Raw genomic sequence first — 26,680 nt, forward strand, 5'->3', positions numbered from 1 at the left:
CTACGCCTCACCTTCATCACAGGAGTCTCCCCATGCCTGAAAGCAGGCTCCGCCGCGCCCGTGCCCGGGTCGCGGCGGCCATCGGCGCCTCGGCGCTGCTCGGCACCGTGGCGGTCGCCGCCGGGCCGGTCGGCACCGCCCAGGCGGCCCCGCAGAGCCCGGCCGCGGCGGATTGCAGCGCCCCGTACAGAATCGAGCAGAAGCTGGACGGCGGCACCACCTGGCGGATGTGCTGGCACTACGAGAGCAACGCCGGGCTGGTGCTCGACAAGGTCTCGTACCAGCCCAAGGGTGAAAGCGCCCCGATCAAGGTGCTGACCTCGGCCAAGCTGGGCCAGATCCATGTGCCGTACGACGACGGCAGCAATGAGTACGACGACCTCACCGGGCAGGGCTTCGCGCAGGGGCTCCAGCAGCTCGACCCGGCCGAATGCCCCGGCGGCACCATCAAGACCGTGCGGGTGCCCGGCGCCTGGGACCCCGAGCACCCGAATGTGAAGGGCCTGTGCGCCACCACCCGGGCCCGCGGCCACGCCTACCGCATGGGCACGGGGGGCTTCAGCGGCGAGGACAACAAGGTCTACCAGCTCCAGGGCAAGGACCTGCTGGTCTACACCGTCAACCAGGTCGGCTGGTACGAGTACATCACCGAGTGGCGGTTCGCCGGTGACGGCACCATGACCATGCAGGTCGGCGCCACCGGCACGCTCTCCCCGATGGACTACGACGCGGGCGACGGCCGCGGCTGGCCCATCGGCAAGGGCGCCAAGGACTACGCCACCAGCCATGCCCACAATGTCTTCTGGCGGCTGAACTTCGGGCTCGACGGCTCGTCCAAGAACAAGATCGAGCAGTACGACTCGAAGACCACCGCGACCTCGGGGCGGATCCCGAAGACCAAGACCACCCGCACCAAGGTCACCAAGGAGCTGGCGGGCGACGCGGCGGCGGCCCGGTGGTGGCGCGTGGTCAGCTCGGTGGGCAAGAACAAGGACGGCCATCCGCGGAGCTATGAGATCGTCCCCGGCCACACCACCAAGTACCAGGGCCGTAGTTACACCAAACACGACGTCTACTTCACCGAGTACAAGAAGTGTGAGCAGTTCGCCAGCAACAATCTGCGCAATTGCGGCGCCGGGGCGGGCAAGAGCGTCGACAAGTGGGTCAATGGCCAGACCCTCAAACACCCGATCGCATGGGTCAACATCGGGTTCCATCACATCGCCCGGGATGAGGACCAGGAGCCCATGCCGCTGCACTGGCAGGGCTTCCAGCTCTCCCCGCGCGACGTCACCGCTATGAATCCCCTCACGCCTCCTGCACTGTCCGGACACAACGGCCATACAGAAGAGGGACGTTGACCCGATAGGCAGGACCTGAGTGTCGCACCGCCCCCGCCAGCGCAGTAGTCTGCGGTGATCGTTGGATGGGGGCGGAAGGCGGTGCACAGGTGAGCTCGGGCGGGCTGGAGCTGCCCCCCGGTGACGGAGGTCCCGGGGGTGACGGCTCCACCGACGCACCTCCCGGCGCGGTGTCCCTGGTGCGGCCGATGGAGATCGGAGCGGAACTGGACTGGGGCGCCGACGCCTGGAGCGAGGTGCGCACACGCGCACGCCGGGCCGGGCGGGCCTATATCTGGCTCAACCTCGTGGAACAGCGGCTGCGCGCGGTCGTCAACGCCGTACTGCGGCCCATCTACGCACCGGTCCACGGCGAGGACTGGGTCATCGCCGCCGCCGGCCCCGCCGGGCAGGAGTGGGTGCAGCGGGCGGTCGCGGTCCGGGAGGTGAGCCGGCGCAAGGGCTATCTGCTCGACCCCGCCGACGACAATGTCGTCAGCTTTCTGACCCTCCCGCAGTTGCGGGAACTCCTCGTCCAGCACTGGCCCTGCTTCGAGCCGTACCTCGACGACCGCCGCGAGGTCGAGCTGGCCCTGGACGAGCTGGAGGTCGCCCGCAATGTGGTCTCCCGCAACCGCGCCCTGTCCGTGACCGTCCTCGCCCAGGCCGAGCGCGCCTCCGCCCGGCTGCTGGAGATCCTCGGCAGCGGCACCGGCTCCCCCTCCGCCGACCGGCTGCCCATCGACGCCGTCGAGGACCTCGTCGGCGACCGCTACGCCGATGTCGTGGGCGTCCATCCCGACCGGGTACGGCTACAGCGCCAGCTTCCCGCCGAGGACCTCTTCGGCAACGCCCGCCGCCTCGACGCCGTCGGCATCGGGCTCAACCTCCTGGTCCAGAACTACTCGGGCCGCCGGCTGGTCCGGCTGGCCGAATCCGGCTGCCGGGCCCGGCTGCTCTTCCTCAACCCGGCGAGCAGCGCGGTACGGCGGCGGGAGCGCGAACTCGGCCTGAAGAAGGGCGAGATGAGCCGCTCGGTGGAGATGAACATCCTCCATATGCGGCGGGTGCGCGCCCGGCTGCGGGACCCGGACGCGTTCGAGATCCAGGTCTTCGACGAGACCCCCCGCTTCACCGCCTACCTGGTCAACGGCGACGGCGCGGACGGCCTCGCGGTCGTCCAGCCGTATCTGCGCAAGGCCCGGGGCATGGAGGCCCCGGTCCTGGTGCTGCGCGGCGGCGGGCGGGGCAGCGACGTCGTCCGCGAGGGCGGGGGTCAGGAAGGCGAGGGCGGGCTCTTCGGCACCTACCGCGAGGAGTTCGAAAGCGTCTGGGCGGACTCCCGGCCGGTGTCCTGACCGGGACGAACCGGTGCCCTGCCCCTCGGGGCGCCCGGCGGATCGGCTCCGCCGCGTGGCCGGGGCTTCGCCCCTGGACCCCGGGCGGGGGCGGAGCCCCGCCTTCCAGCCCCTCCAGGGGGCACCTCCCAGCGGTAGCTGGGGGAGTTTGAGGAGCGGGGTCTGGGGCGGAGCCCCAGTTGTGGGAAGGGGCGGGGAGGGGAACAGCCCGCCGCAGGCGTCACGATCCGTCGGACACCCCTGAGGAGCCGGTGCCCTGATACGAGCCGTTGTCCTGGTACCGCGCCCGCAGGGCACGGGCGGCCCAGCGGCCGTCGGTGCGGCTGATGTGCACCGGGTGGTCGAAGCACTTGGTGATGTGGTCGGTGGTCACCACCTCGTCCACCGCGCCCGACGCCAGGCACTCCCCGGTGCGCAGCAGCATCGCGTGGGTGGTGCTGGCGGGCAGCTCCTCCAGATGGTGGGTCACCAGAACGGTGGCCAGTCCGGGGTGTTCCCGGCGCAGGGTGTCCAGGCTCTCCAGCAACTGCTCACGGGCGGCCAGGTCCAGACCGGTGGCCGGTTCGTCGAGCAGCAGCAGCCGGGGGAGGGGCATCAGCGCCCGGGCGATCAGCACCCGGCCGCGCTGGCCCTGCGACAGGGTCGGCCAGCGCGCGTCCAGCTTCCCGCCCATGCCGAGGGTGGTCAGCAGCCGGTCGGCCCGCTCCCGCTGCTCGGGGGTGGTGTGGCGGCGGGGGACCGGCTCCACGGTGTTGGTCAGCCCGGTGAGCACCACGTCCCGCACCCGCAGCGGGGAGCGCAGCGGATGCCGGGGATCGACATGGCCCACGAACGACCGCAGCTCCCGCAGATCCACCCGCCCCAGCGTGCGGCCGAGGACCTCCACCGTGCCGTGCGTCGGGTGCACCAGTGCGCCCGCGAGGCTGAGCAGGGTGGATTTGCCCGCGCCATTGGAGCCGAGCAGCGCCCAGTGCTCCCCCTGGTGGACGGTGAGCGAGACCGAGCGCAGCAGCGGGGTGCCGTCGCGCACCACATCCACATCGCTGAGCCTGAGTACGGGGACGGCCGGGGCGGTCACGGCGCCGCCACCTCCTTTTCGCTGTCGAAGAGTTCCATGACGGCCTCGAGATGGGAGACCGTGGCCGCGATCGCGGCGTCGGCGTCCCCGCGCGCCAGCCCGTCCAGCAGCTCGGCGTGGGCGCACGACACATCGGGCAGTGCCGTCTCACAGATGACCATTTCCACCAGCGCGGCGCGCAGCACCGGCAGGACGGAGGTGAACAGGCCGAGCAGCACGGCGTTCCCGGACAGCTCCACCACGGCCCGGTGGAAGGCCAGATCGGCGTCCACGAAGGCGCCCGGATCGCCTCCGGTCCGCTCCTCGCGCAGCGCGAGACGGTCCCGCAGCCGCCCGATGTCCTCGGGGCGCAGCCGCCCGGCGGCCAGCCGGGCGGCCTCTACTTCGAGGGCTCGGCGCACCTCGTACACCTCCCGCAGCCGGGCCCGGCGCAGCAGCCGCCGCATATCGCCGTCCGCGGCGGGGGCCAGGGGCTCGGCCGCGTAGGTGCCCGAGCCGTGGCGCACCTCCACCAGCCCGTCATGGGCCAGCAGCCGCACGGCCTCCCGGACCGAGGAGCGGCCCACGCCCAGTTCGGCGGCGAGCGCCACCTCGTTGGGCAGCCGCTCACCGGGCCGCCAGCGGCCCTCCGCGAGCATCGTGCGCAGGGCGCTCTCGACCCGTGGCACCACGGGCCCGTGCCGCAACCGTGCCGTCTCCGCCACCGCGCACGCGCCTTCCTGAACGATCTTCCGAGGACGGCGGGACTCTAACACAGAGTCCTCAGACGTCTGAGGACTTGCCTTCGTCTGAGGACTTGCCTTGCCGTGGCTCACCGGTCGTTGTCAGTGGTGCGTGGGAAGGTGGTGCACACCTGGGGGAAGTACGACAAAGGGAGGGGCGGTCATGGGCTGGCATCGGGGGCTGCTGATCGGATTCGATCTGGAGACGACGGGCACCGATCCGCGGACGGCACGGATTGTGACGGCGGCGGTGGTCGAGGTGAGGGACGGGGAGCCGATAGGGCGGCGCGAGTGGCTGGCCGACCCCCAAGTGCCCATCCCCGACGGCGCCGTGGCGGTGCACGGGATCACCAATGAGCGGGCGGCGGCGGAGGGCCGGTCCGCGCGTGAGGTGGTCGAGGAGGTCGCCGAGGTGCTGGTGGCCCACTGGCGCGCGGGTGCGCCGGTGGTGGCGTACAACGCGGCGTTTTATCCACGCACTCCACACGCGTCTCAAGTGTCTCGTCTCGCAGGGCGTGCCAGGGATCTGCTGTGCCTTGAACCGGTCGACCGCGCGCTGGCGCCCAGCTGCCCCACCGGAGTGCTGTGATGAGCTGGACCAGCGATTCGATGGTGGCCTTCGATCTGGAGACCACGGGCACCGACATTGAGACCGACCGCATCGTCACCGGAGCACTCGTCAGGCTGGATCCGGACGGGAACCCAGCGGAGGAGCGGACGTGGCTGGTCGACCCGGGAATTCTGATCCCTGCGCAAGCCATAGCGATTCACGGCATCACGACTGAGCATGCCCGCAGGCATGGAGCCCCGACTGCTTCCGTAATCACAGAGATCACGCAGGCCATTACCGAAGTTCTCCGCTCTGGGACGGCGTTGGTAGTCATGAACGCGCGGTACGACCTCTCCCTTCTGGACCGTGAATGCCGACGGCACAACGTCACTCCGCTCACAGAGCGGCTGGAAGCGACGCCGTCTCCGGTCATCGATCCCTTGGTGCTGGACAAGCACGCAGACCAGTATCGGAAGGGGCGGCGCAATCTTCAGGCACTCTGTGCCCACTACGGGGTGCCGCTGGATGATGCGCATAACGCGGCAGCGGACGCAGCGGCTGCCGCTCGGACGGCACGCAGACTGGGTGAGAAGTACTCGTCCATAGGATCGCTGCCTCTCGCGGATCTCCATGATCTTCAAGTCCGTGCGGCGGCCGAGCAGGCTGCCTCTCTCCAGAGGTATCTGCGTCGTACGTCGGATGCGACCGCCTACGTGGAGTCGGCATGGCCGGTGATCCCTTTCAGTCGCGAGGAACTTGGTCCTCTGACGCGAGGCTAGCCGGACGAGGGCGAGGATGCGGACGCCGATGCCGACGGTGCGCCGGGTGCTGGCTCCGGCGGAGAGTCGGGCAATTCGCGGATACGTGGGACCTGCGAAGGCAGCACCCAGACCAGGCACATCACGGCCCCGGCCGTTGCGATCCACAGTGTCGGGCGTAGCCCGATAGCCGTGCCGAGTGCTCCTCCCGCGAGCGCGCCCAGCGGGCGCACGCCGTGGGTGAGGGCGCGGTAGGCCCCGTTGACGCGGGCGCGCAGGGCGTGGGGAATGAGGGCCGTTTGAAGTGAGCCCAGCGAGATGTCGACGATCATCGCGCCCACGCACGAACCAAATTCGGCGAGGAAGAGGAGGCTGAGGACGAGCGGGTCCGGCCCGTCCGCGAGGGGTACGAGCAGCAGCGGGACTGGGAAGGCCGCGAAGCCGATGACGACGGCGGGCCCGACGCCGACGCGGCGCACGAGACGGCCAGTGAGGGCGGCACCGACCAGTCCGCCGATCGCGCCGACTCCGAGGACCGACCCCAGCACGCCTGCGCTCAGGCCGAGTTCGGTGGTGGCGTAGAGCACGAAGAGCGTGTGAAAAATGAAATTGAAGAACTGAACCGTGGCGGATCCGGCGAACGTGGCGCGCATGACGCGCGAGCGGAAAATCCACCGCAGGCCTGCGGTGAAGTGCCCTTTCGCGGGTGGCACGGCCGACGGTTCGACGGGGGTTATACGGGCCAGGCAGCAGGCGGAGGCCAGATAGGTCACCGCGTCAGCGAGTAGCGCGAGCGGTGCGGAGAGCAACTGGACGAGGAGACCGCCGGCGCTAGGACCCGCGACGAAGGACATGGCCCGGCTTCCGTTGACGAGGGAGTTGCCCTCGATATAGCGCTCGGCGGGGATGAGCGAGACGAACAGGATGGTGTTGCAGACATCGAAGAGGACGGTCAGCGCGCCGATCCCCAAGGCGACCGCGTAGAGCTGCGTGAAGGTGAGTGCGTCCAGGGCGTACGCGATGGGAACCGACGCGATGAGCATGGCCCGCGCCAGGTCCGTGGCGATCATGACGCGGCGGCGGTGCGCTCTGCTGTCGGCCCAGGCGCCCGCGGGAAGCGAGAGCAGCAGGGCGGGCATGAGCTGGGCCGTGGCGAGCCAGCCCATCTGGGCGGCGTCGGCGTGGAGGGCGAGGACGGCGACGAGAGGGAGGGCGATCTGGGATATCTGGTCGCCGACCAGGGAGATGCTCTGGCCAGTCCAGTAACGGCGGAAGGAGCGCTTGCGCAGGAGGTCGGGGACCTTCGCGGATAAGCGGCCCGAGGCCGTCATCGCGGGCCGCCCGTGCTGTCCGGAGCGATGGAAGTCTCCTCGTTGCCTGCGGGCCGTTGCGGCAAGGGAAAGGCGGCCCGGACGATCTGGACGAGCCGTACGCCCTGGGGGCGGGCGGCCGGGTCGCCCTGCCGGTCCTCGTAGGGGCGCAGTAGACGGTCGAGTTTTTCGCCGAGGTCGGCGAGCTCCTCCGCCGTCAGGTAGAGCACTTGGTCGCCGATGTGCTCGGCTTCCTGCCACTCGCGCGGTAGATCGTGGCGCTCTTCGATGGCGCGGGTGATCAGCTCGAAGTAGCGTTCGGCGACCGCAGTTTCCAGTGCCCTGCTGGCCTCTGCGACGGCAGGGTCCTCGGAGTAGTTGGGCCACTGAGTGAAGCGTGCAGTGGCCCGCCAGGGTTTCTCGCGGCCCTGGCCACCCGGCGCGACCTCGACCAGCCCGTACTTTGCGAGCATCCGCAGGTGGTACGAGCAACTGGCGACGGATTCGCCAGTGAGTTCGGCCGCGCGGGTCGCGGTGAAGGGGCCTTCGGTACGGAGCAGGCCGACGAGGCGCATGCGGGTGGGATGGGCGTAGGCGCGCAGAGCGTGAGGGTCGGTGAGCTGGGTCGTGCGAGCAGGGGCCCTTGGTGGCTCGTCCTTCTGACTGTTCGACATGTTGTAAAGGTATCTTTAGAAAGATTCCTTTACAACATGTGCTGTAGATGGTTCTGAGCTGGCTCAACGTCGGTCGATGCGGGTAACCCGGTCATGGTGGCTTGAGGCTTGAGAGAGGCGCTGGTTCTCGAGCGTGAGGAACTGAACCTGCTGTGCGAGGACGTTGATGGAGGACCGGAGCTCCCGCACCTCGCGCGCGTGCTCCTGGCGAAGCCCACGCTCGGCTGCTTTCAGAGACTGGACCTCCTGCCGGAGGGACGCTGAGGGTGCGGCTGCGTCTTCTCGTTCGGCTACGAGGTTTCGGAACTCCGCCAGAACACGGGGGTAGCGGTAGGCGCTGGCTCTGCTGACGTCGGCTTCAACGGCGAGTGAGGCGACGGTGAGGGAACCGTCACTACGGGTGGGCTCTCCGCGGAGCAGACGCTCGGACGCTGCCTTGAGGGCTGCTTCGATGGGTTCAGCTGTGGGCACGGTCGATTCCCTCGATCACTCTGATGATGTCGCTCGTGTGCCCTCGCAGAGCCGTGCGCTGGAGATCGGAGAGCCCGACGAAGGTCAACGCACGCTCGGTGTCGCTGCGTGCCGCTTCCCACGCTGGGCGATGACGGGTCGTGATGGTCGAGTTCGCACAACGCTCGGGACGGCAATTGTTGAGCAAGGGCCGGTCCTCAGTGCCTGCGGTTCGGCACAGGGCGGTTTCGGGTTGGTAGTAGCAGTCGTTCAGAGTCCCGACGTGCAGAGTGTGCGCCGAGGTCTTGAGCATGGCGTGGAGGCGCCGCTCATCGACCACTCTGCCGGGAAAGTCCTGCAATTCCTCCTGTACGCGGGCAAACTCGTTGTCGGTCCATGCACCCCCTGGAGCGGTCGAGCGCACCCCGGCCTTGTAGTCGTCGTAGCGTTCCACGATGTCGGCCAAGCGGGCCAGGGCCTCTTCGGCGGCGACTTCCGCACGGAAACCGGAGGGCGAAGTCCCTGCGTAGCCCTCGAACATAGCTACGGAGAGGTGCTTGTACTGAACCATCCCCGCGACGGTTCCGTACGGACGGTGAGCGATGTGCCATGCCACGGTTCTGCGGAACTGGCGCGTTGTGAGATTCCACGGCTCTCCGTCGACATCGGGTACTGGAAAGCCGATGTCCGCGCAGTGTGCCCGGAACGCGTTGAGGTTCTCATTCATCCGGTTGGCGGAGATCGTTGAGTACGGGCGACCAGCGACCGGTCGGCAGAACAGCAGGTCACGGTGGGGCAGGCATTCCAGGACTTCGATGGCCTGCGCGACGGGCTCGATGACCACCCAGCTCTCCGGCGCCCCTCGCCCGCCCTTGACGAGTTGCGATCGCACTTTGTGCCTGACGACGACGCCGTCCGTACTCCGTTCGGTGAAGTGACAGCCGTCTCGGAGTTCCTTGACCTCGGAGTCGCGCATTCCGGACAGATAGGCGATGAGGATGTAGCAGGCGGCTCGCAGGAGCCGTTCCTCATGGGGGACTGCGGGAGGACTGAACCTGTCCCGCCAGGGGCGCCCGGTCTGCGGATGCGGAGTGATGGGTGTGTCCATGCCGCCAGGCTCAGGTCCGAGCCGCTCCAGTGCCCTGACGATGTGGTCATCGTAGGAGCCGCCGGCTATATCCCGCCCCGCCCCCGACTTGCGCATGATGTACGTGTAGGCGGGTGAACCGGCCAGGTGCGGTTGGAGACCGGTGCCGTCCAGAACCGGGACCCCGCGCCCGCCTGCCGCAAGACTGTCGAGATAGCGGTTCAGCCGTGCGAGAGACAGCCCGTGGATCTCGCTGACAGAGGCCTGTAGTTCCGTCAATTCGGCGCGCACTGATGATGTCCGGTGCTGCGGTACGTACGTAGAACAGGGCGGCCTGTACCAGCGGGGCGATGACCCTGGGCGGGATCCGGGGAGTCTGGTTTTCGTGTCTGCTCACCGCCGGGCCGCCGATGATGCGGGAGAGGGGGCGGCCGTTCCACGGATTGATCTCCAACGCGTCCGATGGCATGCCCTCTGCCGCGAGGTGGAGGCGTGGGATGACCTGGAGGCGATGGCGCAGACTGCTCGGCATCAGTTCTTCGCCGTGGCAGTGAAGCAGATAGGAATCGAGAACCGGCTGTGTCACGGTGTCCAGGCGAATCCCAGCGTGTTCGGTGTCGAGAAACCGGAAGAAACATCGGAGATTCCACCACTCCGCCGCCACTGTCGAGATGGAAGGAAGCGCACCACGAACCGGGTGTGTGTTGAGTCTCCAGAAGAGAAACTCGCGCGCGGCCTCGCGCCGGGTGGCATCACCGAGTGACTCGAAGTCGATGAAGAACTCGCTGGCGTAGCGGTTCCCCGCGTGCCCGGCGACCGCGAGATCCCAGAAACAGTCCCCGAATTGCGGCATGAGGGATGGATCGGCGGCGAGAGGACGTCCGGACAGAACCGGTGCCGTGTCGGCAGGGCGCTTGGCGTCATGGCCAAGTGGTAGTGGCTGGGCGGGCATCAGTGGCCTCCCAGTAGGTTGTGGGGCAGGAACAGCAGAGGCTCGGAAGACTCGGCGATTGCCTTGGCGCTGAGCACGTCGCCCTTGCTGAACCGCGGGACGATCAGTTGCAGAATCTGATGGTGAACCTTGCCAAAGCGCGCTGCCCACTCCGCTGCGGGCGTCTTGGCCCGTTCAGCCTCAATGTGGTTGAGGAAGGCCAGGATGGCTGGGAGCTTCCTTCGGGTGATCACGGCGTTGCTGCACCCCAGACAAGAGAAGAAGGAGACGGGACATGCCTTGCCCTTGATGCCGAAAGGCGAGTCGAAGAAGCTGCGACAGGACGACAACCACAGGTCGGATTCGCCGGACAGAAGTGGCGGCAGCTCCTCGGCGGAAACGCCGAGTGACTCCCATGCGTCCGCAGGATTTTGCGTAAGCCTCTCTTCCTCATCTGGCGTCAGCACCACGGGAGTCTGGGCGTCATCGAGTGCGTCCTGCAGGCCGTCTGCCACGGCCTGTTCGTGCAGATTGCGCAATGAGGGGACGTCTGCGTAGTGCGCTGCGGCGATGTCCGGTGAATGCCCCAGCACGAACGCCGACATCCTCCCGCCGGTTACCTTGTAGACAGCTGCCTTGTACGTCTTGCGAAGCCGGGAAAGGCGCAAGTCGACGGGTTTCCCCCCGTCAGTGAGCCGGTGTGTCGACACGAAGCTCCGCGCCACGCTCGACGCAGATCCAGCGCTGAAGCCGGCGGACAGAATCCCGTCCTTCGTCCGGAACTGCCACAGCGCCGACGAGCCCGTTGCCTCTCTGACAGGGGCAGTGATCCGCAGGGCCAAGCGCAATAGCCCGCCGGGCGAGTTGGGCGAGCCGTCCCGCACCCGCATCGTGTTCCACTCCTGGCCGTGCCGACGCCGCTTGAGGTATTCGACCTGTACGTAGCCCCGGTTGGGATTCTTCAAGCGGTCGGAGGCCAACTCTCTGGCCGCTTCCACCTCCATGCCGCTTTCGAGGCAGAACAGGAGGAGCAGGGCGAACAGGTCGCGGCTGGTCGGATACACCAACGGTGCGAGACGGCCGGGAGTGTGCGCATCAGCCAGCGCCGTGCCGACCAGTTGGGCCAGCTGCTGCCGGGTGAAGGTTCCTTGGCTCCGGTAGATCTCCCACAGCACATTGGCGTCGGAGTTCCAACCCGCCATCCGTGGATCCTGCCCCTGCGCCAGGAGTGCCGGCCCGTCAAGCGTCAGGCGTCGAACTGCATCGTCGACATCGGAACGTGCAGCAGTGCGCAACTGCTCGACGATGTGCGGTGAATAGGCGTCACGAGGTGTGTACGAGCCCACCGGACCGGCAGAGGTATGGGAGAGCCGCCGGAGCATGGCTGCAGACAACCCGGATTCCTTGTCGCTGAGGCGGCGCAAGATCCAAACGATGTCGGCGATACGTGAGTACGGCGTCCTGGAAGACTCCGGATGCCTCTCTCGAAGGTGGCTCTCGAACCCGTCGAGGTGACGCGGGAGGAGGGCATTCACTCGCAGTTCCACGCCTTCCGTGGAGTCCAGCCAGCGTGCCCATTCCACGCAAGAGCGTGCGCGATTCCGGAGAGTATGTGGGGATCCAGTCCCCTGGCCTACGGTGCATGACACCGCCAGCTCGGCACCCAGTGCGCGCAGCAACCGCTGCTGCGGCTCGTGGGTCCAGTCCACGACAGCCATCCGGTCGTCCGGGAACGTGACCTCGATCTTCAGGAGTCCGAGCGTGGTTGGAGTCTGGTCAACGGTCTGGAGCACGGGGGCGTTCAACCGAGCCCGACGTCGTCCCCGGGTTACCATGCGCTCGCTCCCTGTGCCTGTGACACCTGAGTCGCCGTGTCCGCGACCTCGGACGTCCAGGCGTCCACCGCACCATCGATCAATGCCTGAGCCTGGTCGGTGCAGTCGAGGTAGATGTACGTCGTGGTGATCGAGGAGTGCCCCAGCAGGCGGCGCAAGTGATCGAGCGGGTCGCCAATGATCCGGCGGTACACGCCGTCGGCCACCTCATGCCTCTCAACCGAGCCGATCTGTTCATGGATCAGCGCAGACAGTAGATGCACGGCGAAGGTGTGCCTGAGCACATGGGGTGTGGCGGCGACGTCGATGTCGTACGTACGGCATCTCTCCGAGGCCCGCACGAAGACGGACTCCCAGGCCGACAGGGACACAGGCCGAGCTTCCTGGCCCAGCCATACGCACGCCGGCCCGACGGGATGGCCCTGCTCGTCAACAAGGTAGAGCCGGGAGCGGACCGCTGGCGGCACACGTGACCAGGGAACTTTTCGGAGCCGGCCGTCCTTCGAGGGCATCCGCACGCCCCGCCGGTCGGCTTGACTTCCGAGCACCGCACCGGCCGGCAGTGGGCAGCCTCGGGCGCGCCAGCGGTCGAGCATCAGGGAACGCTCGATCTCTACGTAGTCGGCCACCGCACAGAGGACACGGTTCGGCAGCAGGACCCTGCGTCCCTTGTCACGTTTGGCGGTCGGCGGCGCCAGGTCGAACGGCACACTCTTCATACCCCTCTGGCTGTCCAGAGTGGGGAGTTCCGGCCAGCAGAGCGATGCGGCCTCCTCGATACGCAAGCCTGTGGTGACCAGTAGCTCCGCCATGACGACGTTCCGCTCCGAGTTACGGCCATGGAAGGACAAATCGGCGGCAGTGGTCGGCAGTTGTCCGCGCAATCCGACATCGCGGAAGGCCGCGTAACGGGCGACAGACAGGAACTTCACGTTTCCGCGCTTGGCGGCCTTCTCTGCTGCACGGTTGTTGCGGACTCGCACCTGCTGTCCGGAGCCGGTGCGCCGTGAGCTCTCGTAGTACTTGAACGGCGTCCGCTCGATCAGGGCCTCGTCCACGGCCCATGTGTAGAACTTGTCCAAGGCGGCGACGCCCCGGTTCCAGGTCGAGGCTGAGAGAACCTGTGTCGGGTCGGGAGAGACCCGCCGGGCCCGGTGGAAGGCCGTCACGTCGTCACGGTCGGCTTGCCAGACGGTCTTGCCGCGATGTTCGTGGAGGAACCGCCCCCACGTCAGCAGATCGAAGCGTACGCCCGCCACGAGTTCACCGACCTCACCCCGAGGGTGGGCAAGGACCACAGGAAGCGGTTCAGGTGTACGTCGTAGCTGCCGTCATCACTGAGGACGAACGGCGCACCGGCATGCAGCCCGTGCTTTTCCAGTGCTCTCTGTGCATTGGTGACTCCGGCCGCTTCCAACGCTCCCGGGTCGGTGAAGAAGATCTCCATCTGATCGCACCCCCTGGCCGATCAACGACGAGGGAGACCGTGAGACACGGTCGTGCGTGGATAAGGCGTTCGATCTCAGCCTGCTCGCCGCCGAGTTGGGGCGGCACGGGCTGCGCCCGCTGAGCGAGCGGCTGGAGGGCGCGGAGACGGGCCCGGTGGTGGATCCGTACACGATAGACCGCGCCGTCGACCGCTATCGCAAGGGCAAGCGCACGCTGGAGGCCGTCTGCGGGGAGTACGGGGTGGTGCACGACCGCGCCCATGACGCCGGTGCGGACGCGCTGGCGGCGGTGCGGGTCGCCCGCGCGCTGGCCGAGCGCCACCGCGAGGTCGCCGGGCTCGAGCTGTGGGATCTCCACCGCAAGCAGGTGGGGTGGTACGCGGGCTGGGCGGCCGACTTCCAGTCCTGGCTGCGCCGCAAGGGCACTCCCGACGCGGTCGTGGACGGCGGCTGGCCCCTGCGGGAGGCCGGCGCGGTGATGGGGTAGCGGTGATGGGGGTAGCGGGGTGGCGGCGCCTGCCCGGCGGGGAGGGGAAAGGCCCGCCGGACACCCGTAGCAGCGTGCCGCGGCGCGGCGTTGCTCCTGAGCCGGAGCCGTTCGTTCAGAACGTGTGCCAGCGCACCGTCGGGTCATCCTCCCGTAGGGAGGCGATTCGGCGGATGAATTCGGCGTGTGCCGCCGGGTTGGCCGGGGCGTGCTGGGCGACCCAGGCGCAGCTCGCGGTCTCCCGCGCGCCGCGCAGCACCTCGCAGCCGGGCCACTCGCGGACGTCCCAGCCGTACTCCGCCGCGAACGCGTCGTACGCCTCCGCCCCGAGCCCATAGCGGTCCCGGGACAGCGCCATCACCACCAGATCGTGCTCGCGCAGATCGTGCGAGAAGGTCTCCAGGTCCACCAGCACCGGGCCGTCCGGGCCGATCTGCACATTGCGCGGCAGCGCGTCGCCGTGGATCGGGCCAGGGGTGAGCCGTGGGGTCAGTTCCTCGACGGCGGTCGCGAAGTCGTCCCGGCGGGCGCGCAGATACGCCGCGTCCGCCGGGTCGATCGCGTCCCCGGCCAGCCGCAGCCAGCGCTCGATCCCGCCCAGCAGATCGCGGCGCGGCAGCGGGAGCGGTGCCGGACCGGCGGGCGGATCGGCGGATGGACCGGCGGGTGGACCCGCGGGCGGGTCGGGCAGCGCGTGCACCATGCGCAGCAGCTCCGCGAGGTCGCGCGGCCCGGCGGGGCGTACGGGATCGGGAAGCCGCTGCCAGTACGTGACGAGGTGGCCCGCGAACGGAAGTGGCTGCTCGGGGCCGAAGCGCCGGTCGGGACGTACCGCGGGCAGACCCTCCCGGGCGAGCCAGTCGGCGATTCGCAGCTCCCGGACGGCCCGGTCCCACACCTCCAGATCGCGGCTGATCCGGACCACCAGGGAGAGGCTGTCGACGGCGAAGACGGCGTTCTCGCCGAGGGCGAGCAGCCGGGCCTGCGCCGTACCGGCCCGGTAGGGCGGCAGCGCGGCCGAGAGCACCGCCCGCGCCCGTTCCTCCGTCAAGGCGACATCCGCCATCGCCACACCCCTCACTCCTCGTCGTCCCGCCCGCCCACGTCCCGGGCGGGCCCGGGCATCCCGGTCGGCCCGGTCGTTCCGGGCGTCCCAGCGGTCCCGGCCATCCCAGTCGTCCCAGTCGTCCTGGGCGTCCCAGTCGTCCCGGCCGTCCCGGTCGTCCCACAGTCCCCCCGCTCAAGTCTCGCATCGGCTGCCGCAGGTGAACCGCTTGACTGCACCGCCCGCCCTCCGCACGATGACGTGGGCTCTCCCACCGGACCGCCCTCCCACCGCGTCCGAAGGAGGCCCTGCCGTGATACCCGTGACCGCCGCCTCGGCGCGCTCGGACCAGGGCTCGGCCTCGCCCCGGTCCGGCGCCGCCCGCGTCAAGGGCCCGGGCCGCGCGGCGAGCGGCCACCGGGCGTGGTTCCTGGTGCTGCCCGCGCTGATCCCGATCCTGCTGCTCAGCGTCGGCCCGCTGCTCTACGGCATCGTGCTCGCCTTCACCGACTCCCAGGCGGGCCGCACCGACCCCACCCAGTGGATCGGGCTGCTCAACTTCCAGGACCTGCTGCGCGACACCCTCTTCTGGGAGTCCTTCCGGATCGGCCTGGTGTGGGCGGTCGCCGTCTCCGTACCGCAGTTCCTGCTCGCGCTCGGTCTCGCCCTGCTGCTCAATCAGAACTTACGGTTCCGCTGGCTGTCGCGGGCGCTCGCGATCGTTCCCTGGGCGATGCCGGAGGTCGTGGTCGGCATCATGTGGCGGCTGGTCTACCACCCCGACGCGGGGCTGCTCAACGAGACCCTCGGCATCCACCGCGACTGGCTCGGCAGCCTGTCCACCGCCCTGCCCGCCGTCGTCGTGGTCGGCATCTGGGCACGGCTTCCGCAGGTCACGGTCACCCTGCTGGCCGGTCTCTCCAACGTGCCGCGCGAACTGCACGAGGCCGCGGCCATGGACGGCGCCGGTGCCTGGCGCCGTTTCCGCACCGTCACCTGGCCCGCCATCAGGCCCATCGCCCTCGCCATCAGCGCCCTCAGCTTCATCTGGAACGTCAACTCCTTCGCCCTGGTCTACGTCCTGACGGGCGGCGGGCCCGGCGGCCGCACCCGGCTGCCGATGCTCTTCGCCTATGAAGAAGCTTTCCGCTACGGCCAGTTCGGCTATGCGGCGGCGATGGGCTGTGTGCTGGTGGCGGTGGTCTCCATCCTGCTGGCCGTCCATCTCGTCGCCCGGCTGAAGGGAGACGACGACGCATGAGCCCCCGCCCCACCGCCAGGAGTCTCCGCCCCGGCGCGGTGCGCCGCCGCCCCACCGCCAGGAGTCTCCACCCCAGCCCCGTGCGCCGCCGCCCCACCGCCCGGCGCCGCGCGGCCCGCACCGGCCAGTACCTCGCCCTCCTCGGCTATCTGGTCTTCCTCGCCTTCCCCCTGCTGTGGCTGGTCTCCACCGCCTTCAAACCGCCGCGTGAGCTGGCGAGCCTCCACCCCGGCTGGATCCCCGACCACCCCACCCTCGACAACTTCCGCCAGGCGTTCGACGAGCAGCCGCTGCTGCGGTCCGCCGGGAACAGCCTGATCGCCTCCCTCGCCGCCGCGGCCATCACCGTCGTCATCGCCACCCCGATGGCCTATGTGATGGCCCGGCACCACCGCTCCCCGCTGTCCCGGGCGGCCACCGGCTGGATCGTGGTCAGCCAGGCGTTCCCCTTCGTCCTGGTGATCATCCCGCTGTTCCTGGTGCTCAAGGAGGTCCGCCTGATCGACTCCCTCTCCGGGCTGATCATGGTGTACGTGGTGTGGTCCCTGCCGTTCGCCCTGTGGATGCTGGCCGGGTACGCCCGGGCCGTACCGCGTGAGCTGGAGGAGGCCGCGGCCGTGGACGGCGCGAGCAGGGCGCGGACGCTGATCTCGGTCACCATGCCGCTGCTGGCCCCCGGCATCGTGGCCACCGCCCTCTTCGCCTTCATCACCGCCTGGAACGAGTTCTTCTTCGCGCTCGTCCTGCTCAAGTCCCCGCAGAAACAGACGATGCCGGTCATCCTCACCCACTTCATCGGCACCGAGGGCGTCGCCGACCTCGGCCCGCTCGCCGCCGCCTCACTGCTGGCGACGCTGCCCTCGCTCGTGCTGTTCGCGGTCATCCAGCGCCGGATCACCAGCGGCACCCTGGCCGGGGCGGTGAAGCACTGATGCGCCGCCGAACGCTGCTGGCCGCGTCCGCCGCCGGAACGCTGTCCGCCGCCGGGCCCCTGCTCTCCGCCTGCGTGCCCGGACGGCGGCGGGCGGCGGACGGCCGGATCACCCTCCGCTTCCAGTCCCTTGCCTGGCAGCAGGAATCCATCGAGGCCAACAAGCAGCTCGTGGCCGAATGGAACGCGGCCCATCCCGACATCCGGGTCGACTACGTCCAGGGCAGTTGGGACAGCGTCCACGACCAACTGCTCACCTCCTTCGAGGGCGGCGAGGCGCCCGACATCATCCACGACGCCACCGACGACCTCGCCGACTTCGCCTACGGCGGCTATCTCGCCGATCTCACCGACCTGCTGCCCCAGCGGCTCAAGGACGAGATCCCGCCCCGGACCTGGCAGACCGCCACCTTCGCCGGCGGCATCCACGGTGTGCCGTTCCTCCAGGAGCCGCGCGTGCTCATCGCCAACCGCGCCCTGCTGGAGCGGTCCCGGGTGCGGATCCCCACCCCCGAACGGCCCTGGAGCTGGGCCGAGTTCGAGGCCGCCGCAGGGGAGCTGACCGGCGACGGGACGTACGGCGTGGCCTGGCCGCTCAAGGAGCCCGTCTCCGCGACCCTCAACCTCTCCCTCTCCACCGGCGGCAAGGTCTTCCACCGGGGCGCGGACGGCAAGGTCACCGTCCGGTTCGACGCCGCCGACCAGCGGGTGCCGCGCGTCATCCACGACCAGTTGGGCGGCGACCGCAGCGCTGCGCGGACCACCCTCGGCATGGGTGGCTCCGACACCCTCCCCGGCTTCTTCGGCGGGAAGTACGCGATGGTGCCCCTCGGCTTCTCCTACCGTCAGCAGATCGTGCAGCAGGCGCCCAAGGGCTTCGCCTGGACCGTACTGCCGTCCCCGGCCGGGCCCGGCGGCGACCAGCGGCAGGGGGTCAGCCCCCAGACGCTGTCCATCGCCGCCGACAGCCCGTACCAGCGGGAGGCGGCCCGCTTCATCGACTTCTTCCTGCGCCCACCGCATATGGTGCGGCTCGCCCGTGGCGACTGGATGCTCCCCACGGGCCTGACCGCGCTGCGCGACCCCGCCCTGCACACCCGCCGGCACGGCTGGGCCACCGGCGCCGCCCTGGCCGGACGGCTGCGCCCGGCGCCCGCCCAGTCCGTGCGCGGCTATCCGGAGTGGAAGGACAAGGTGGCCACCCCGGCGCTCCAGGAGTACTACAGCGGGGCGATCGGGATGGCGGAGCTACGGAAGCGGCTGGTCGAGGACGGCAATCTGGTGCTCGCCCGCTACCAGCGATAGGAGCCGCCGCCGGCGGTAGGACGCGAGGGCCGGCAGGTTGGCCATGGGGCCCCTTCCGCGCGGAGGAATGGGCCCTGTCCGTCGTCAAGCGATCATTCGCCGACAGGCGTGCCCTGCACCCCGGCTCGGTGTGCCAAGCCGTCCAGGATGAGGGTCAGGCCCGCCTCGAACGCCGAATCGTGATCGATCGGCGGCATATCGGCCGGTAGATCCGTGCTGCCGCCGGGGCCGGTGTCCGCCTGTTCTTCCAGGACGCTGCCGACTGTGAAGCGACTGGCGGCCAGCATCGCCATTTGCGCGTCCCTCTCGGGCACGCCGGAAGCGACGAGGAAGCCCATCTTGCGGCGGATCCGATCGAGGTCGCCGGTGGGGGTGCTGCCGGCGTGGAGCCGTGCGCCGTCCCGGCGCATCAGCAGGGTCCGTCTGAAGCTGCGGGTGTTGTCCAGGAACCAGGCGCGCCAATCGTCGTCGGGCGTCGGCAGCGGTGCCGTCGCATGGGGCGCCATCGCCGCCTCCGCCATGGCCGCGAGCAGCTCCCTCTTGGTGCGGAAATACCAGTAGAGCGACGGCTGCTCGACGCCCAGTCGCTTCGCCAGCCGCCTCGTACTGACGGCGTCCAGGCCGACCTCGTCGAGCAGTCCGAGCGCCTCGGCGATGACGGTCTCACGGTTCATCTTGGTCACGTTGACAATCTATCGCTGATAGATGACGCTGGAAAAGAATCATTCACCGATAGATTTTAGGGCGTGGGCATGACAGCAAGTTCGGAAGCGCGCTCCCTGCGGGTCCTCGTCGCCGGTGGCGGGGTCGCGGGTCAGGCTCTGGCCTTCTGGCTCGTCCGGGGCGGCCACCAGGTGACCGTCGTCGAGCGCTTCCCGGCGCTGCGGGCCACCGGGGCCCAGGTCGACCTCCGGGGGCAGGGCATCGAGGCCGTCGAGCGGATGGGGCTTCTCGACGCCGTCCGCGGCAAGCTCGTGGACGAGGCCGGCGTCGCGTTCATCGACGGCCGCGGCAAGGCCAGGGCGACGATCATGGCCAATACCTCCGGGCGGGGCCGCCAGTCCCTCACCTCCGAGTACGAGATCATGCGCGGTGACCTGGTGCGCATCCTGAACGACGCGACGAAGGACGACACCGAATACGTCTTCGGCAAGAGCGTGGACGGCTTCGAGCAGGACGCACACAGGGTCGTCGCGCACTTCTCCGACGGGTCCTCCGCCGAATTCGACCTCCTGGTCGGCGCGGACGGGCAGGGATCACGCATCCGGCGGGCGATCCTCCCCGAGGGTTTCGACCCGTACTGGCGTGTCGGTGTCCACATGGCCTACTGGTTCGTCCCGCGCATCGCCTCCGACAGCAACATCCGGGACACCTGCATGGTCCCGGGTGGCCGCCAGATCATGCGTCGCAGCCACAACCCGACCGAGACCCAGGCGTACTTCGTGATGCGGGAGGAGTCCGAGGAAGCCTCGGCAATCCACCGCGCGCCCGTCGAGCGCCGGCAGGAGTTCTGGGCCGGCAGGTTCCGCGACGCCGGGTGGCAGACCGAACGCTTCATCGAGGGCATGAAGACGAGCCCGTTCTTCTACTCCCAGGAGGTCGTCCAGGTGCGCACCGACACCTGGTCCAGGGGCCGTGTGGTCCTGGCCGGCGACGCCGCGCACTGCGCCTCCCCCTACAGCGGTATGGGCATCTCCGGCGGCCTGGTCGGCGCCTACGTCCTGGCCGGTGAAATCAACCGGCACCCGGGCGACCTGCCGACCGCACTGGCGAACTACAACAGCGTGCTGCGGCCCTTCGTCAACGAGATCCAGGGCGAAGTGAATCCGCGCCTTCTTCGCCTGGGCATGCCGATGACCCAGCGTGCGATCGATGCCTTCCAGGCCACCACCGCACTGGCCTGCTTCCTCCGCCTCCCCGACCTCGCCGCGCGCTTTTCGAAGGGGGACCGCGGCGGCAACTGGCGGCTCCCCGAGAACCCGGCTCGGATCAACGCCGTCTGAAGGACCAGGGCGGCGGGAACCGGCAGGCCGACACCGCCCACCGCCTGCTGCCGGCCTGACGGCCCGGCCTCACTTCAGATGTCGGGTGAACGGCCTCCAGCGCCCGGCGCCCGGCGCAGGCCGGCGCGGGCCTGCTCGGCGTCGGCGGATGCCCACGGTCATGTCCAGGCTCAGCCCGGCCGGCACGTCTCGCCGTCCGGCGCACCTGGCCGTGCCATGGACCCGGTCCCCCCAGCAGACCGTTACCCCTCGGCAAAGGTTGCCCTTGCCCGATCTTGTCTCTTCTCTTAACGGCGTCTTACCTTCAGGTGAACTCCTTTCGAACGCCAGAGAGATTGCTCATGCCCCGAGACATACCGCCGCTCGCCGAGGTCCGCCGGATCACCGAGAAGAAGCGAGACGCGTGGTGGACCGTCATGCTCGTGGACCCGGTGGCCACACCGCTGGTCCGCTGGATCGCCAGGCACACCCGGGCCACCCCCAACCAGCTCACCTGGGGTGCGTTCCTGGTGGGCCTCGGCTCCGCCGCGTGCTTCGCTCAGGGCGACTGGAGATGGCTGCTTCTCGGGGCCGTGCTCTACCACGTGAGCTTCATCTTCGACTGCATGGACGGCAAGCTGGCCCGGCTGACCGGCACCGGCTCGGTCTTCGGGGCCTGGCTGGACTTCGTCTTCGACCGGATCCGGGTGCTGGTCTGCTCGGTCGCCCTGATGGGCGGCCAGTACGCGCGCACCGACGACGTCCTGTATCTGTGGCTGGCGCTGGCCGTCGCGTCCCTGGACTCGCTGCGCTACATCGACTCGCTGGAGATCTTCAAGATCCGGCATGGGATGCGCAAGCAGATCAAGGCCCGGATGCGGGCGGCCCGCAAGGCCGAGAACCAGGCCGAGCTGGCCTTCATGGAGGACCTGCTGCGGGAGAACCCCGAGGCCGATCTGGAGACGGACCGCGACACGGTGGCTCCGTTGGAGCCGGTGGCGCCCCTGGAGACCACGGCGGCTGACACGGCTCCCTTGGAGACCGCGGTGGCTGACACGGCACCCCCGGAGGCGACGGCACCCTTGGAGGCGACGGCGCCCCTGGAGGCGACGGTGGCCCAGCGCGGCCGCCCCGCCGTCGTCGATCTGCACCAGGAGTTCCGGCGCCGCTTCCCGTGGTGGGTCCGGTGCCGGAACTTCCTGCTGCGCCACCGCATCCGCGCTCATCTCATCAGCGGCATCGAGTTCCAGATGGGCGTGTTCATCATCGGCCCGGCCATCGACGCGGTGGTGGCGACGACCGTCGTATCGGGTGCGCTGCTGCTCGTCTTCGAGCTGGCCATCATCTACAAGTTGCTGTTGTCCACCCGGGACTTCACCCGCACCATCGACTCCTTCGAGACGCCCGATCGCGTTCCGGCCACCACCTCGGTCAACTCCTGAGCGAGGACCAGCCACTGCTCCGGCGCCACGTATGCCACCACCACGTCCCGCTCCAACCCGGCCGCCCGGAACGCCCGGTCGAGTGCGCGGGCGGGGCAGAACCGGCGCAGTGACGCGTGGAGCGAGCCACCGAGCCCGGTGAAGCCCAGTTCGACCAGTTCCGTGTAGGCGGACCGGGCCGCCGGGTCGGTGAGCAGCGGGCATGGCCGCCGGGTCAGCCGCAGGATCCCGCCGTCGACCGCGGGCACCGGCCGGAAGGCGGCGCGCGCCACCCGCCCGCACAGCCGCCACTCGACCTCCGGCCAGGACCGTACGGTCAGCAGGGACCAGCGGCCGTAGTCCCCGGTGCGCTTGCGGGCGTACTCCGCCTGTGTGAGCAGCGTCGCGGAAGTCAGACGGGGCATCGCCCGCAGCGCCCAGGCCACGATCTCGGCGGTACGGGCGTAGGGCACATTGCCGACCAGGGCGAACGGCTCACTCGGCGGCGCGGCGGTCAGGAAGTCCTGATGCACCACCCGGACCCGCGGATACCGGGCGAGCCGCTCCCGCAGCCCCGGGATCAGATGCCGGTCGATCTCATAGCTGATCAGCTCACGGCAGCGCGGTGCCAGTGCCTCGGTGAGCACCCCCTTGCCCGCGCCGACCTCCACCAGGAGATCGCCGGGCCCGGGGCGGGCGGCGCGTACGACGCGGGCGACGGCGCCCGGGTCGATGAGGAAGTTCTGCCCGTACGCGCGCCTCGCGCGGTCGCGTTCGGTGCGGCGGGGGACAGGGGGTTGGTGTCGATTGCGGGCCACGGCCACGGTCCTTTCGGAGCCGGGCGGGCGGCAGCAGCGCGGAACGGGCCCTGCCGCCCGTCCCGGAACGAGTGATTCCTGGACTGGCGGGGGCCCTGGCCGGGGGCGCGTGGGGGTAAGGGATCGGCTCACCGCGAGGAGTCGGCTCACTGCGAGGAGTCGGCTCACCGCGAGGAATCGGCTCACGGGGAGGAATCGGCTCACCGCGAGAGACGATCGGAAACCGGGCGAGTCAGCGGATCGGGCCGCTCACAGACTCATGGAGACACCGGGCGCGTCCGGGCCGGCCAGGGCACCGGGGCCGCGCCGCGGGCGGCGGGTGAGCAAAGGCGAGAAGCGCGCACACGCCACCCGGGCACAGCCGCGGGTGTTGACGCGGGTGAACACGCCGATGCCGGGACTTCCGCCCATCGGTCGCTCCCCCCGTGCGCGCGTACGCGAACGTCGCGTATGCGGATCTCCGCCGTATCCCCGCACCGTAAGGACCGGGTACGCCCAGCCGCAACGCCTTTTCCGCTCCCGACTCCTCAAGACGCCGAACCGGCCACACGGTCCGAGGACCATGTGACCGGTTGCGCGGTTGCGCGGTTGTGCGGTTGCGCGAGCGCCTGGAGCGGTCAGACCCTGGCGTGCCGGGGCCGGTCGTCCGCGCCCGCCCTCGCGTGGGCACCTACCAGGACGGTGGGCCGCTGGGCCGGGGCGGGCTCGTCGTGGGCGAGGTCCGGGAGCCACCGCAGCCACTTCGGCAGGTACCAGTTGCGCTCGCCCAGCAGCAGCATCGCGGCCGGGAGGAGCACTCCCCGGATGACGGTGGCGTCGATGAGGACCGCGGCCGCGAGGCCCACGCCCATCTGCTTCATGGACTGCATCGACAGCGTGCCGAAGATGGAGAACACCGCGACCATGATGACGGCGGCGCTGGTGACCACGCCCGCCGTGGTCACGACACCGTGCACCACCGCGTCCTTGGTGTTGCGCCCGGCCAGGCGCGCCTCGCGGATCCGGGAGACCACGAAGACGTGGTAGTCCATGCTCAGCCCGAACAGGATCACGAAGAGGAACAGCGGCAGCCACGAGACGATCGCGCCCACGCCCTCCGCGCCCACCAGCCCCGCGCCCCAGCCGTGCTGGAAGACCGCGGTGAGGATGCCGTACGCGGCGCCCACCGACAGCAGGTTGAGCACGATGGAGGTCACCGCGATGGTGAGCGACCGGAAGGACATCAGCATCAGCAGGAAGGCGAAGACCACCACGAAGGCGAAGACCGGGGGGACGGCCGAGCCGAGCTTGTCGTTGAAGTCCTTGGAGGAGGCGGTCGAACCGCCGATGGGGGCGTCCAGCCCGTCCACCGCGCCGAGCGTCGCCGGGCGCACCTCGTCCCGCAGTACGTTCAGGCTCTTCTCGGCCTTGCCCTCGTCCGAGCCGCCGATCAGCGGGACCTCCACCACGGCCACGTTCTGCTCCCGGTGGACGGTCACCTCGACCGGGCCCTTGGAGGCGCCTTTCGCCACGGCCTCGGTACGGAACCGGGCCAGGGCGTCGCGTACCGGAGCCGCGTCGATGTCGTCCGCCTTCACCACGACCTTGGCCGGGTCGGATCCGCCCGGGAACGCCTCGTCGATGTGGTTGTACGCGGTGACGACCGGCAGCCGGTCGCCGAACTCCTGGTCCAGGGTGAGGTTCGCGGTGTTCATCCCCAAGGCGGGGACGGCCAGCGCGATCAGCGCGCCACTGGCGAGGGCCAGCGACAGCTTGGGGCGGCGCAGCACCGGGCCGAGGACGGCGCGCCAGACCCGGCTCTCGCCGCCGCCGCGCCGCTTGGCGCGGGCCAGGAACGGTATCCGGCCCTTCTCCACCCGCTCACCGAGCAGCGAGAGCAGCGCGGGCAGCACCGTCACCGAGCCGACCATCGCCACCGCCACCACCATCAAGGTGGCGAGCCCCATCGCCTTGAACTCGGCGATCCCGGTGAAGAGCATGCCCGCCATCGCCACGATCACCGTGACACCGGAGACCAGGACGGCGCGGCCGGAGGTGGCCGCCGCGATCCGCAGCGCGCTCTGCGCGTCCCGTCCGGCGGCGCGCTCCTCACGCTCCCGGCGCAGGTAGAACAGGCAGTAGTCGACGCCGACGGCCAGCCCCACCAGCAGCATCACGGAGTTGGCGGTGTCGCTCATATGCACCCAGTGGCTGACCACGGCCACCAGACCGGTGGTGGCCAGAAACGCCGTCATCGCGAGCACGACCGGCAGCAGGGCGGCCACCAGCGCACCGAAGACGATCAGCAGAATCCCCAGGGCCACCGGCAGCGCGGAGAACTCGGCCTGGGTGAAGTCGTCGCCGAACGCGTCGTCGAACGCCTTCTGGCCGCTGGCGTCGCCGAACTCCTCGATCCGCAGGTCCTGGTGGCGGTCCTTGGCCTTGTCCACCGCGTCCAGGACCGGCTGGATGTGCTCGGACGCCTTCTCCGGGTCGCCGCGCATCTCGAACTGCACCAGCGCGGAGCGCCGGTCGGCGGAGATGGTCTTCGTCTCGTACGGGGAGCGGAGGGCGGTCACCTGGCCGGTGTCCCGTACGCCGCCGATGACCGCGTCGACCGCCTTGTGGAAGGCCGGGTCGTTCGCGGTGAGTCCGCCGCCCTTCGCCTGGATCAGGACGGTTTCCCCGGCCGCGGAGTCAATGCCCGCCTCGTCGAGAATCGTCGAGACGCGCCCGGACTCGCCGGGAACCTGCTCGCTGTCCGTCACATCCACCCGGCCGGTCATCGAGCCGACGGCCAGGGCGAGGATGACCAGCAGCACCCAGCCCCCGACCGCCGCCCATCGGTGACGGGCGCTCCAACTGCCCGCGCGAGCGGCTATCCCGCGCGGCCTCTCCAAGCGGCCTGTGTCCGCCACGACATCCCCTTATGCCCTGGTGGCGGAACGTCCCCGCCACTCATGGATGACGCTAGGCCGGGGCGGCGGGCCGACCCATCCTGCTGACCGGTGAACCCTCCGGTGGTTCCCTCCATCCGAAGAAGGGGGGACAGCCCTACCCTCCCTGATCCAAGCCCCTTACACCTAAAGCGCGTTGACCTTGAGGTCGGAAAGCGGTCGAAGTGCAGAACGTTGCCTATGTCACACATCCGTGGGGATCTTGAATTGACCCGTACTCATCAGTCAGGGTTTTGTCAGAACCGGAGTGGCCCCAACACACTCCGGATCTGCCGCATTTACGGGATCGGACGCGATCCGGGTGCGGATTACCCCCCCACAACCGCACGAGGAGGAACCCTCGTCATGGCAGTTCACAAGCAGCGCAACGCGCGTCGACTCGGCCTCGCCGTAGCCGCCGCGACCGCCGTCACCGCCGGTGTCTTCGTGGCCGTTCCGGCCGGGGCCACCACCGCGAAGCCCGCCGAGGGCACCGTCTACGGCACCCAGTCGAAGAGCGCGGTGGACGGCAGCTACATCGTCATGCTCAAGGGCGGAAAGACCGTCAAGGCCGCCGCCGAGGGCAAGGACCTCGCCGAGCAGTACGGCGGCAAGCTGAGCCGCACCTACGACTCCGCCATCAACGGCTTCTCGGCCAGCGGGCTGAGCGACACCGAGGCCAAGCGGCTGGCCGCCGACCCGTCGGTCGCCAAGGTGGTCCAGAACCACCGCTACACGATCAAGGGCACCCAGGAGAACCCGCCGTCGTGGGGCCTGGACCGGATCGACCAGGAGGACACCGAGGGCGACAAGGCGTACAACTACCCGGACAGCGCGGGTGAGGGCGTCACCGCCTACGTCATCGACACCGGTGTCCGCACCAGCCACAAGGACTTCGGCGGCCGGGCCACGTCCGGCTTCGACGCGGTCGACAACGACGACAGCGCCGACGACGGCAACGGCCACGGCACCCA

Annotated in this window: 24 protein-coding genes and 2 pseudogenes; 12 read left to right on the plus strand and 14 right to left on the minus strand. The window is 69.5% G+C overall.

The window, feature by feature from the left end:
• Window positions 1-32: 32 nt before the first annotated feature.
• Both KN815_RS09350 and KN815_RS09355 read left to right on the plus strand, forming a co-directional pair.
• The gene (locus KN815_RS09350; RefSeq protein ID WP_216341289.1) at window positions 33-1,361 is read left to right on the plus strand and encodes a copper amine oxidase; all 1,329 of its coding nucleotides are present in this window, start codon (window positions 33-35) and stop codon (window positions 1,359-1,361) included.
• 89 nt (window positions 1,362-1,450) lie between these two features.
• Window positions 1,451-2,698 carry a DUF5919 domain-containing protein gene (locus tag KN815_RS09355; protein ID WP_253208855.1) on the plus strand — a complete coding sequence of 416 codons (1,248 nt, stop codon included), beginning with the start codon at window positions 1,451-1,453 and terminating at the stop codon, window positions 2,696-2,698.
• Window positions 2,699-2,918: 220 nt separating this feature from the next.
• Here the strand turns inward: KN815_RS09355 and KN815_RS09360 are convergent, their stop codons facing one another.
• Window positions 2,919-3,776 (minus strand): ABC transporter ATP-binding protein, encoded by an 858-nt coding sequence (locus KN815_RS09360; protein ID WP_216341291.1) that lies wholly within the window; start codon window positions 3,774-3,776, stop codon window positions 2,919-2,921.
• A complete protein-coding gene (locus KN815_RS09365; protein WP_216341292.1) occupies window positions 3,773-4,480 on the minus strand; it encodes a FadR/GntR family transcriptional regulator in 708 nt (235 codons plus the stop codon). The genes KN815_RS09360 and KN815_RS09365 overlap by 4 nt, the downstream gene beginning before the upstream one ends.
• Window positions 4,481-4,661: 181 nt before the next feature.
• On the opposite strand from KN815_RS09365, the pseudogene KN815_RS09370 reads away from it, so the two are divergent.
• Both KN815_RS09370 and KN815_RS09375 read left to right on the plus strand, forming a co-directional pair.
• Window positions 4,662-4,967 (plus strand): annotated as a pseudogene (locus KN815_RS09370) (exonuclease domain-containing protein); the annotation flags it as partial.
• 119 nt (window positions 4,968-5,086) lie between these two features.
• Window positions 5,087-5,827 (plus strand): 3'-5' exonuclease, encoded by a 741-nt coding sequence (locus KN815_RS09375; RefSeq protein WP_216341293.1) that lies wholly within the window; start codon window positions 5,087-5,089, stop codon window positions 5,825-5,827.
• Here KN815_RS09375 and KN815_RS09380 read toward each other — a convergent pair.
• The 4 genes from KN815_RS09380 to KN815_RS09395 form a co-directional block, all read right to left on the minus strand.
• Window positions 5,824-7,137, minus strand: coding sequence for an MFS transporter (locus tag KN815_RS09380; RefSeq protein ID WP_216341294.1), 1,314 nt, complete (start codon window positions 7,135-7,137; stop codon window positions 5,824-5,826). The genes KN815_RS09375 and KN815_RS09380 overlap by 4 nt on opposite strands.
• The gene (locus KN815_RS09385) at window positions 7,134-7,790 is read right to left on the minus strand and encodes a winged helix-turn-helix domain-containing protein (RefSeq protein ID WP_216341295.1); all 657 of its coding nucleotides are present in this window, start codon (window positions 7,788-7,790) and stop codon (window positions 7,134-7,136) included. Before KN815_RS09385 ends, KN815_RS09380 begins: the two co-directional genes overlap by 4 nt.
• Before the next feature lie 63 nt (window positions 7,791-7,853).
• Window positions 7,854-8,261: a hypothetical protein gene (locus KN815_RS09390; protein ID WP_216341296.1), complete on the minus strand. Its 408-nt coding sequence runs from the start codon at window positions 8,259-8,261 to the stop codon at window positions 7,854-7,856.
• Window positions 8,248-9,618, minus strand: coding sequence for a hypothetical protein (locus KN815_RS09395; RefSeq protein WP_216341297.1), 1,371 nt, complete (start codon window positions 9,616-9,618; stop codon window positions 8,248-8,250). Before KN815_RS09395 ends, KN815_RS09390 begins: the two co-directional genes overlap by 14 nt.
• A gap of 94 nt (window positions 9,619-9,712) precedes the next feature.
• Between KN815_RS09395 and KN815_RS09400 the strand changes: the two genes are divergently transcribed.
• On the plus strand, window positions 9,713-10,090 hold the full coding sequence (locus KN815_RS09400) for a hypothetical protein (protein WP_216341298.1): 378 nt from the start codon (window positions 9,713-9,715) through the stop codon (window positions 10,088-10,090).
• A 188-nt stretch (window positions 10,091-10,278) separates the two neighbouring features.
• Here KN815_RS09400 and KN815_RS09405 read toward each other — a convergent pair whose 3' ends face one another.
• The 3 genes from KN815_RS09405 to KN815_RS09415 are packed head-to-tail and all read right to left on the minus strand — an operon-like array spanning window position 10,279 to window position 13,540.
• Window positions 10,279-12,051, minus strand: coding sequence for a hypothetical protein (locus tag KN815_RS09405; protein ID WP_216341299.1), 1,773 nt, complete (start codon window positions 12,049-12,051; stop codon window positions 10,279-10,281).
• A gap of 35 nt (window positions 12,052-12,086) precedes the next feature.
• Window positions 12,087-13,352 (minus strand): tyrosine-type recombinase/integrase, encoded by a 1,266-nt coding sequence (locus KN815_RS09410; RefSeq protein WP_216341300.1) that lies wholly within the window; start codon window positions 13,350-13,352, stop codon window positions 12,087-12,089.
• The gene (locus tag KN815_RS09415) at window positions 13,325-13,540 is read right to left on the minus strand and encodes a hypothetical protein (RefSeq protein WP_216341301.1); all 216 of its coding nucleotides are present in this window, start codon (window positions 13,538-13,540) and stop codon (window positions 13,325-13,327) included. The genes KN815_RS09410 and KN815_RS09415 overlap by 28 nt, the downstream gene beginning before the upstream one ends.
• Window positions 13,541-13,605: 65 nt before the next feature.
• Between KN815_RS09415 and KN815_RS09420 the strand changes: the two are divergent.
• Window positions 13,606-14,028, plus strand: a pseudogene (locus KN815_RS09420) (3'-5' exonuclease family protein); the annotation flags it as partial.
• Between the two features lie 115 nt (window positions 14,029-14,143).
• On the opposite strand, the gene KN815_RS09425 reads toward KN815_RS09420, so the two are convergent.
• Entirely contained in the window at window positions 14,144-15,079 is a 936-nt protein-coding gene (locus KN815_RS09425) for a phosphotransferase (RefSeq protein ID WP_216341311.1), read from the minus strand.
• Window positions 15,080-15,386: 307 nt separating this feature from the next.
• Between KN815_RS09425 and KN815_RS09430 the strand changes: the two genes are divergently transcribed.
• Genes KN815_RS09430 through KN815_RS09440 form a run of 3 tightly spaced genes read left to right on the plus strand, consistent with a single transcriptional unit; the run spans window position 15,387 to window position 18,570 of the window.
• Window positions 15,387-16,334, plus strand: a complete 948-nt coding sequence (locus tag KN815_RS09430) for a carbohydrate ABC transporter permease (RefSeq protein ID WP_216341302.1) — start codon at window positions 15,387-15,389, stop codon at window positions 16,332-16,334.
• A complete protein-coding gene (locus KN815_RS09435) occupies window positions 16,331-17,266 on the plus strand; it encodes a carbohydrate ABC transporter permease (protein WP_372458304.1) in 936 nt (311 codons plus the stop codon). Before KN815_RS09430 ends, KN815_RS09435 begins: the two co-directional genes overlap by 4 nt.
• A complete protein-coding gene (locus tag KN815_RS09440; protein WP_216341303.1) occupies window positions 17,266-18,570 on the plus strand; it encodes an ABC transporter substrate-binding protein in 1,305 nt (434 codons plus the stop codon). Before KN815_RS09435 ends, KN815_RS09440 begins: the two co-directional genes overlap by 1 nt.
• Before the next feature lie 92 nt (window positions 18,571-18,662).
• Here the strand turns inward: KN815_RS09440 and KN815_RS09445 are convergent, their stop codons facing one another.
• Window positions 18,663-19,244 (minus strand): TetR/AcrR family transcriptional regulator C-terminal domain-containing protein, encoded by a 582-nt coding sequence (locus tag KN815_RS09445; RefSeq protein ID WP_301184562.1) that lies wholly within the window; start codon window positions 19,242-19,244, stop codon window positions 18,663-18,665.
• 78 nt (window positions 19,245-19,322) lie between these two features.
• Between KN815_RS09445 and KN815_RS09450 the strand changes: the two genes are divergently transcribed.
• Window positions 19,323-20,573, plus strand: coding sequence for an FAD-dependent monooxygenase (locus KN815_RS09450; protein WP_216341305.1), 1,251 nt, complete (start codon window positions 19,323-19,325; stop codon window positions 20,571-20,573).
• 341 nt (window positions 20,574-20,914) lie between these two features.
• The gene (locus KN815_RS09455) at window positions 20,915-21,994 is read left to right on the plus strand and encodes a CDP-alcohol phosphatidyltransferase family protein (protein ID WP_216341306.1); all 1,080 of its coding nucleotides are present in this window, start codon (window positions 20,915-20,917) and stop codon (window positions 21,992-21,994) included.
• Here KN815_RS09455 and erm read toward each other — a convergent pair.
• The 3 genes from erm to KN815_RS09470 form a co-directional block, all read right to left on the minus strand.
• Entirely contained in the window at window positions 21,898-22,791 is an 894-nt protein-coding gene (erm, locus tag KN815_RS09460) for an ErmE/ErmH/ErmO/ErmR family 23S rRNA (adenine(2058)-N(6))-methyltransferase (RefSeq protein ID WP_216341307.1), read from the minus strand. The genes KN815_RS09455 and erm overlap by 97 nt on opposite strands.
• Window positions 22,792-23,040: 249 nt before the next feature.
• Complete coding sequence (locus KN815_RS09465) at window positions 23,041-23,202, minus strand: hypothetical protein (protein WP_216341308.1); 162 nt, start codon at window positions 23,200-23,202, stop codon at window positions 23,041-23,043.
• Window positions 23,203-23,408: 206 nt separating this feature from the next.
• Complete coding sequence (locus KN815_RS09470; protein WP_216341309.1) at window positions 23,409-25,688, minus strand: MMPL family transporter; 2,280 nt, start codon at window positions 25,686-25,688, stop codon at window positions 23,409-23,411.
• A 384-nt stretch (window positions 25,689-26,072) separates the two neighbouring features.
• Here KN815_RS09470 and KN815_RS09475 point away from each other — a divergent pair.
• Window positions 26,073-26,680: protease inhibitor I9 family protein (locus KN815_RS09475; RefSeq protein WP_216341310.1), on the plus strand; the 608-nt coding region annotated here is incomplete at its 3' end.

The organism is Streptomyces niphimycinicus (assembly GCF_018883605.1).
GTDB classification, from domain to species: Bacteria; Actinomycetota; Actinomycetes; order Streptomycetales; family Streptomycetaceae; genus Streptomyces; species Streptomyces niphimycinicus.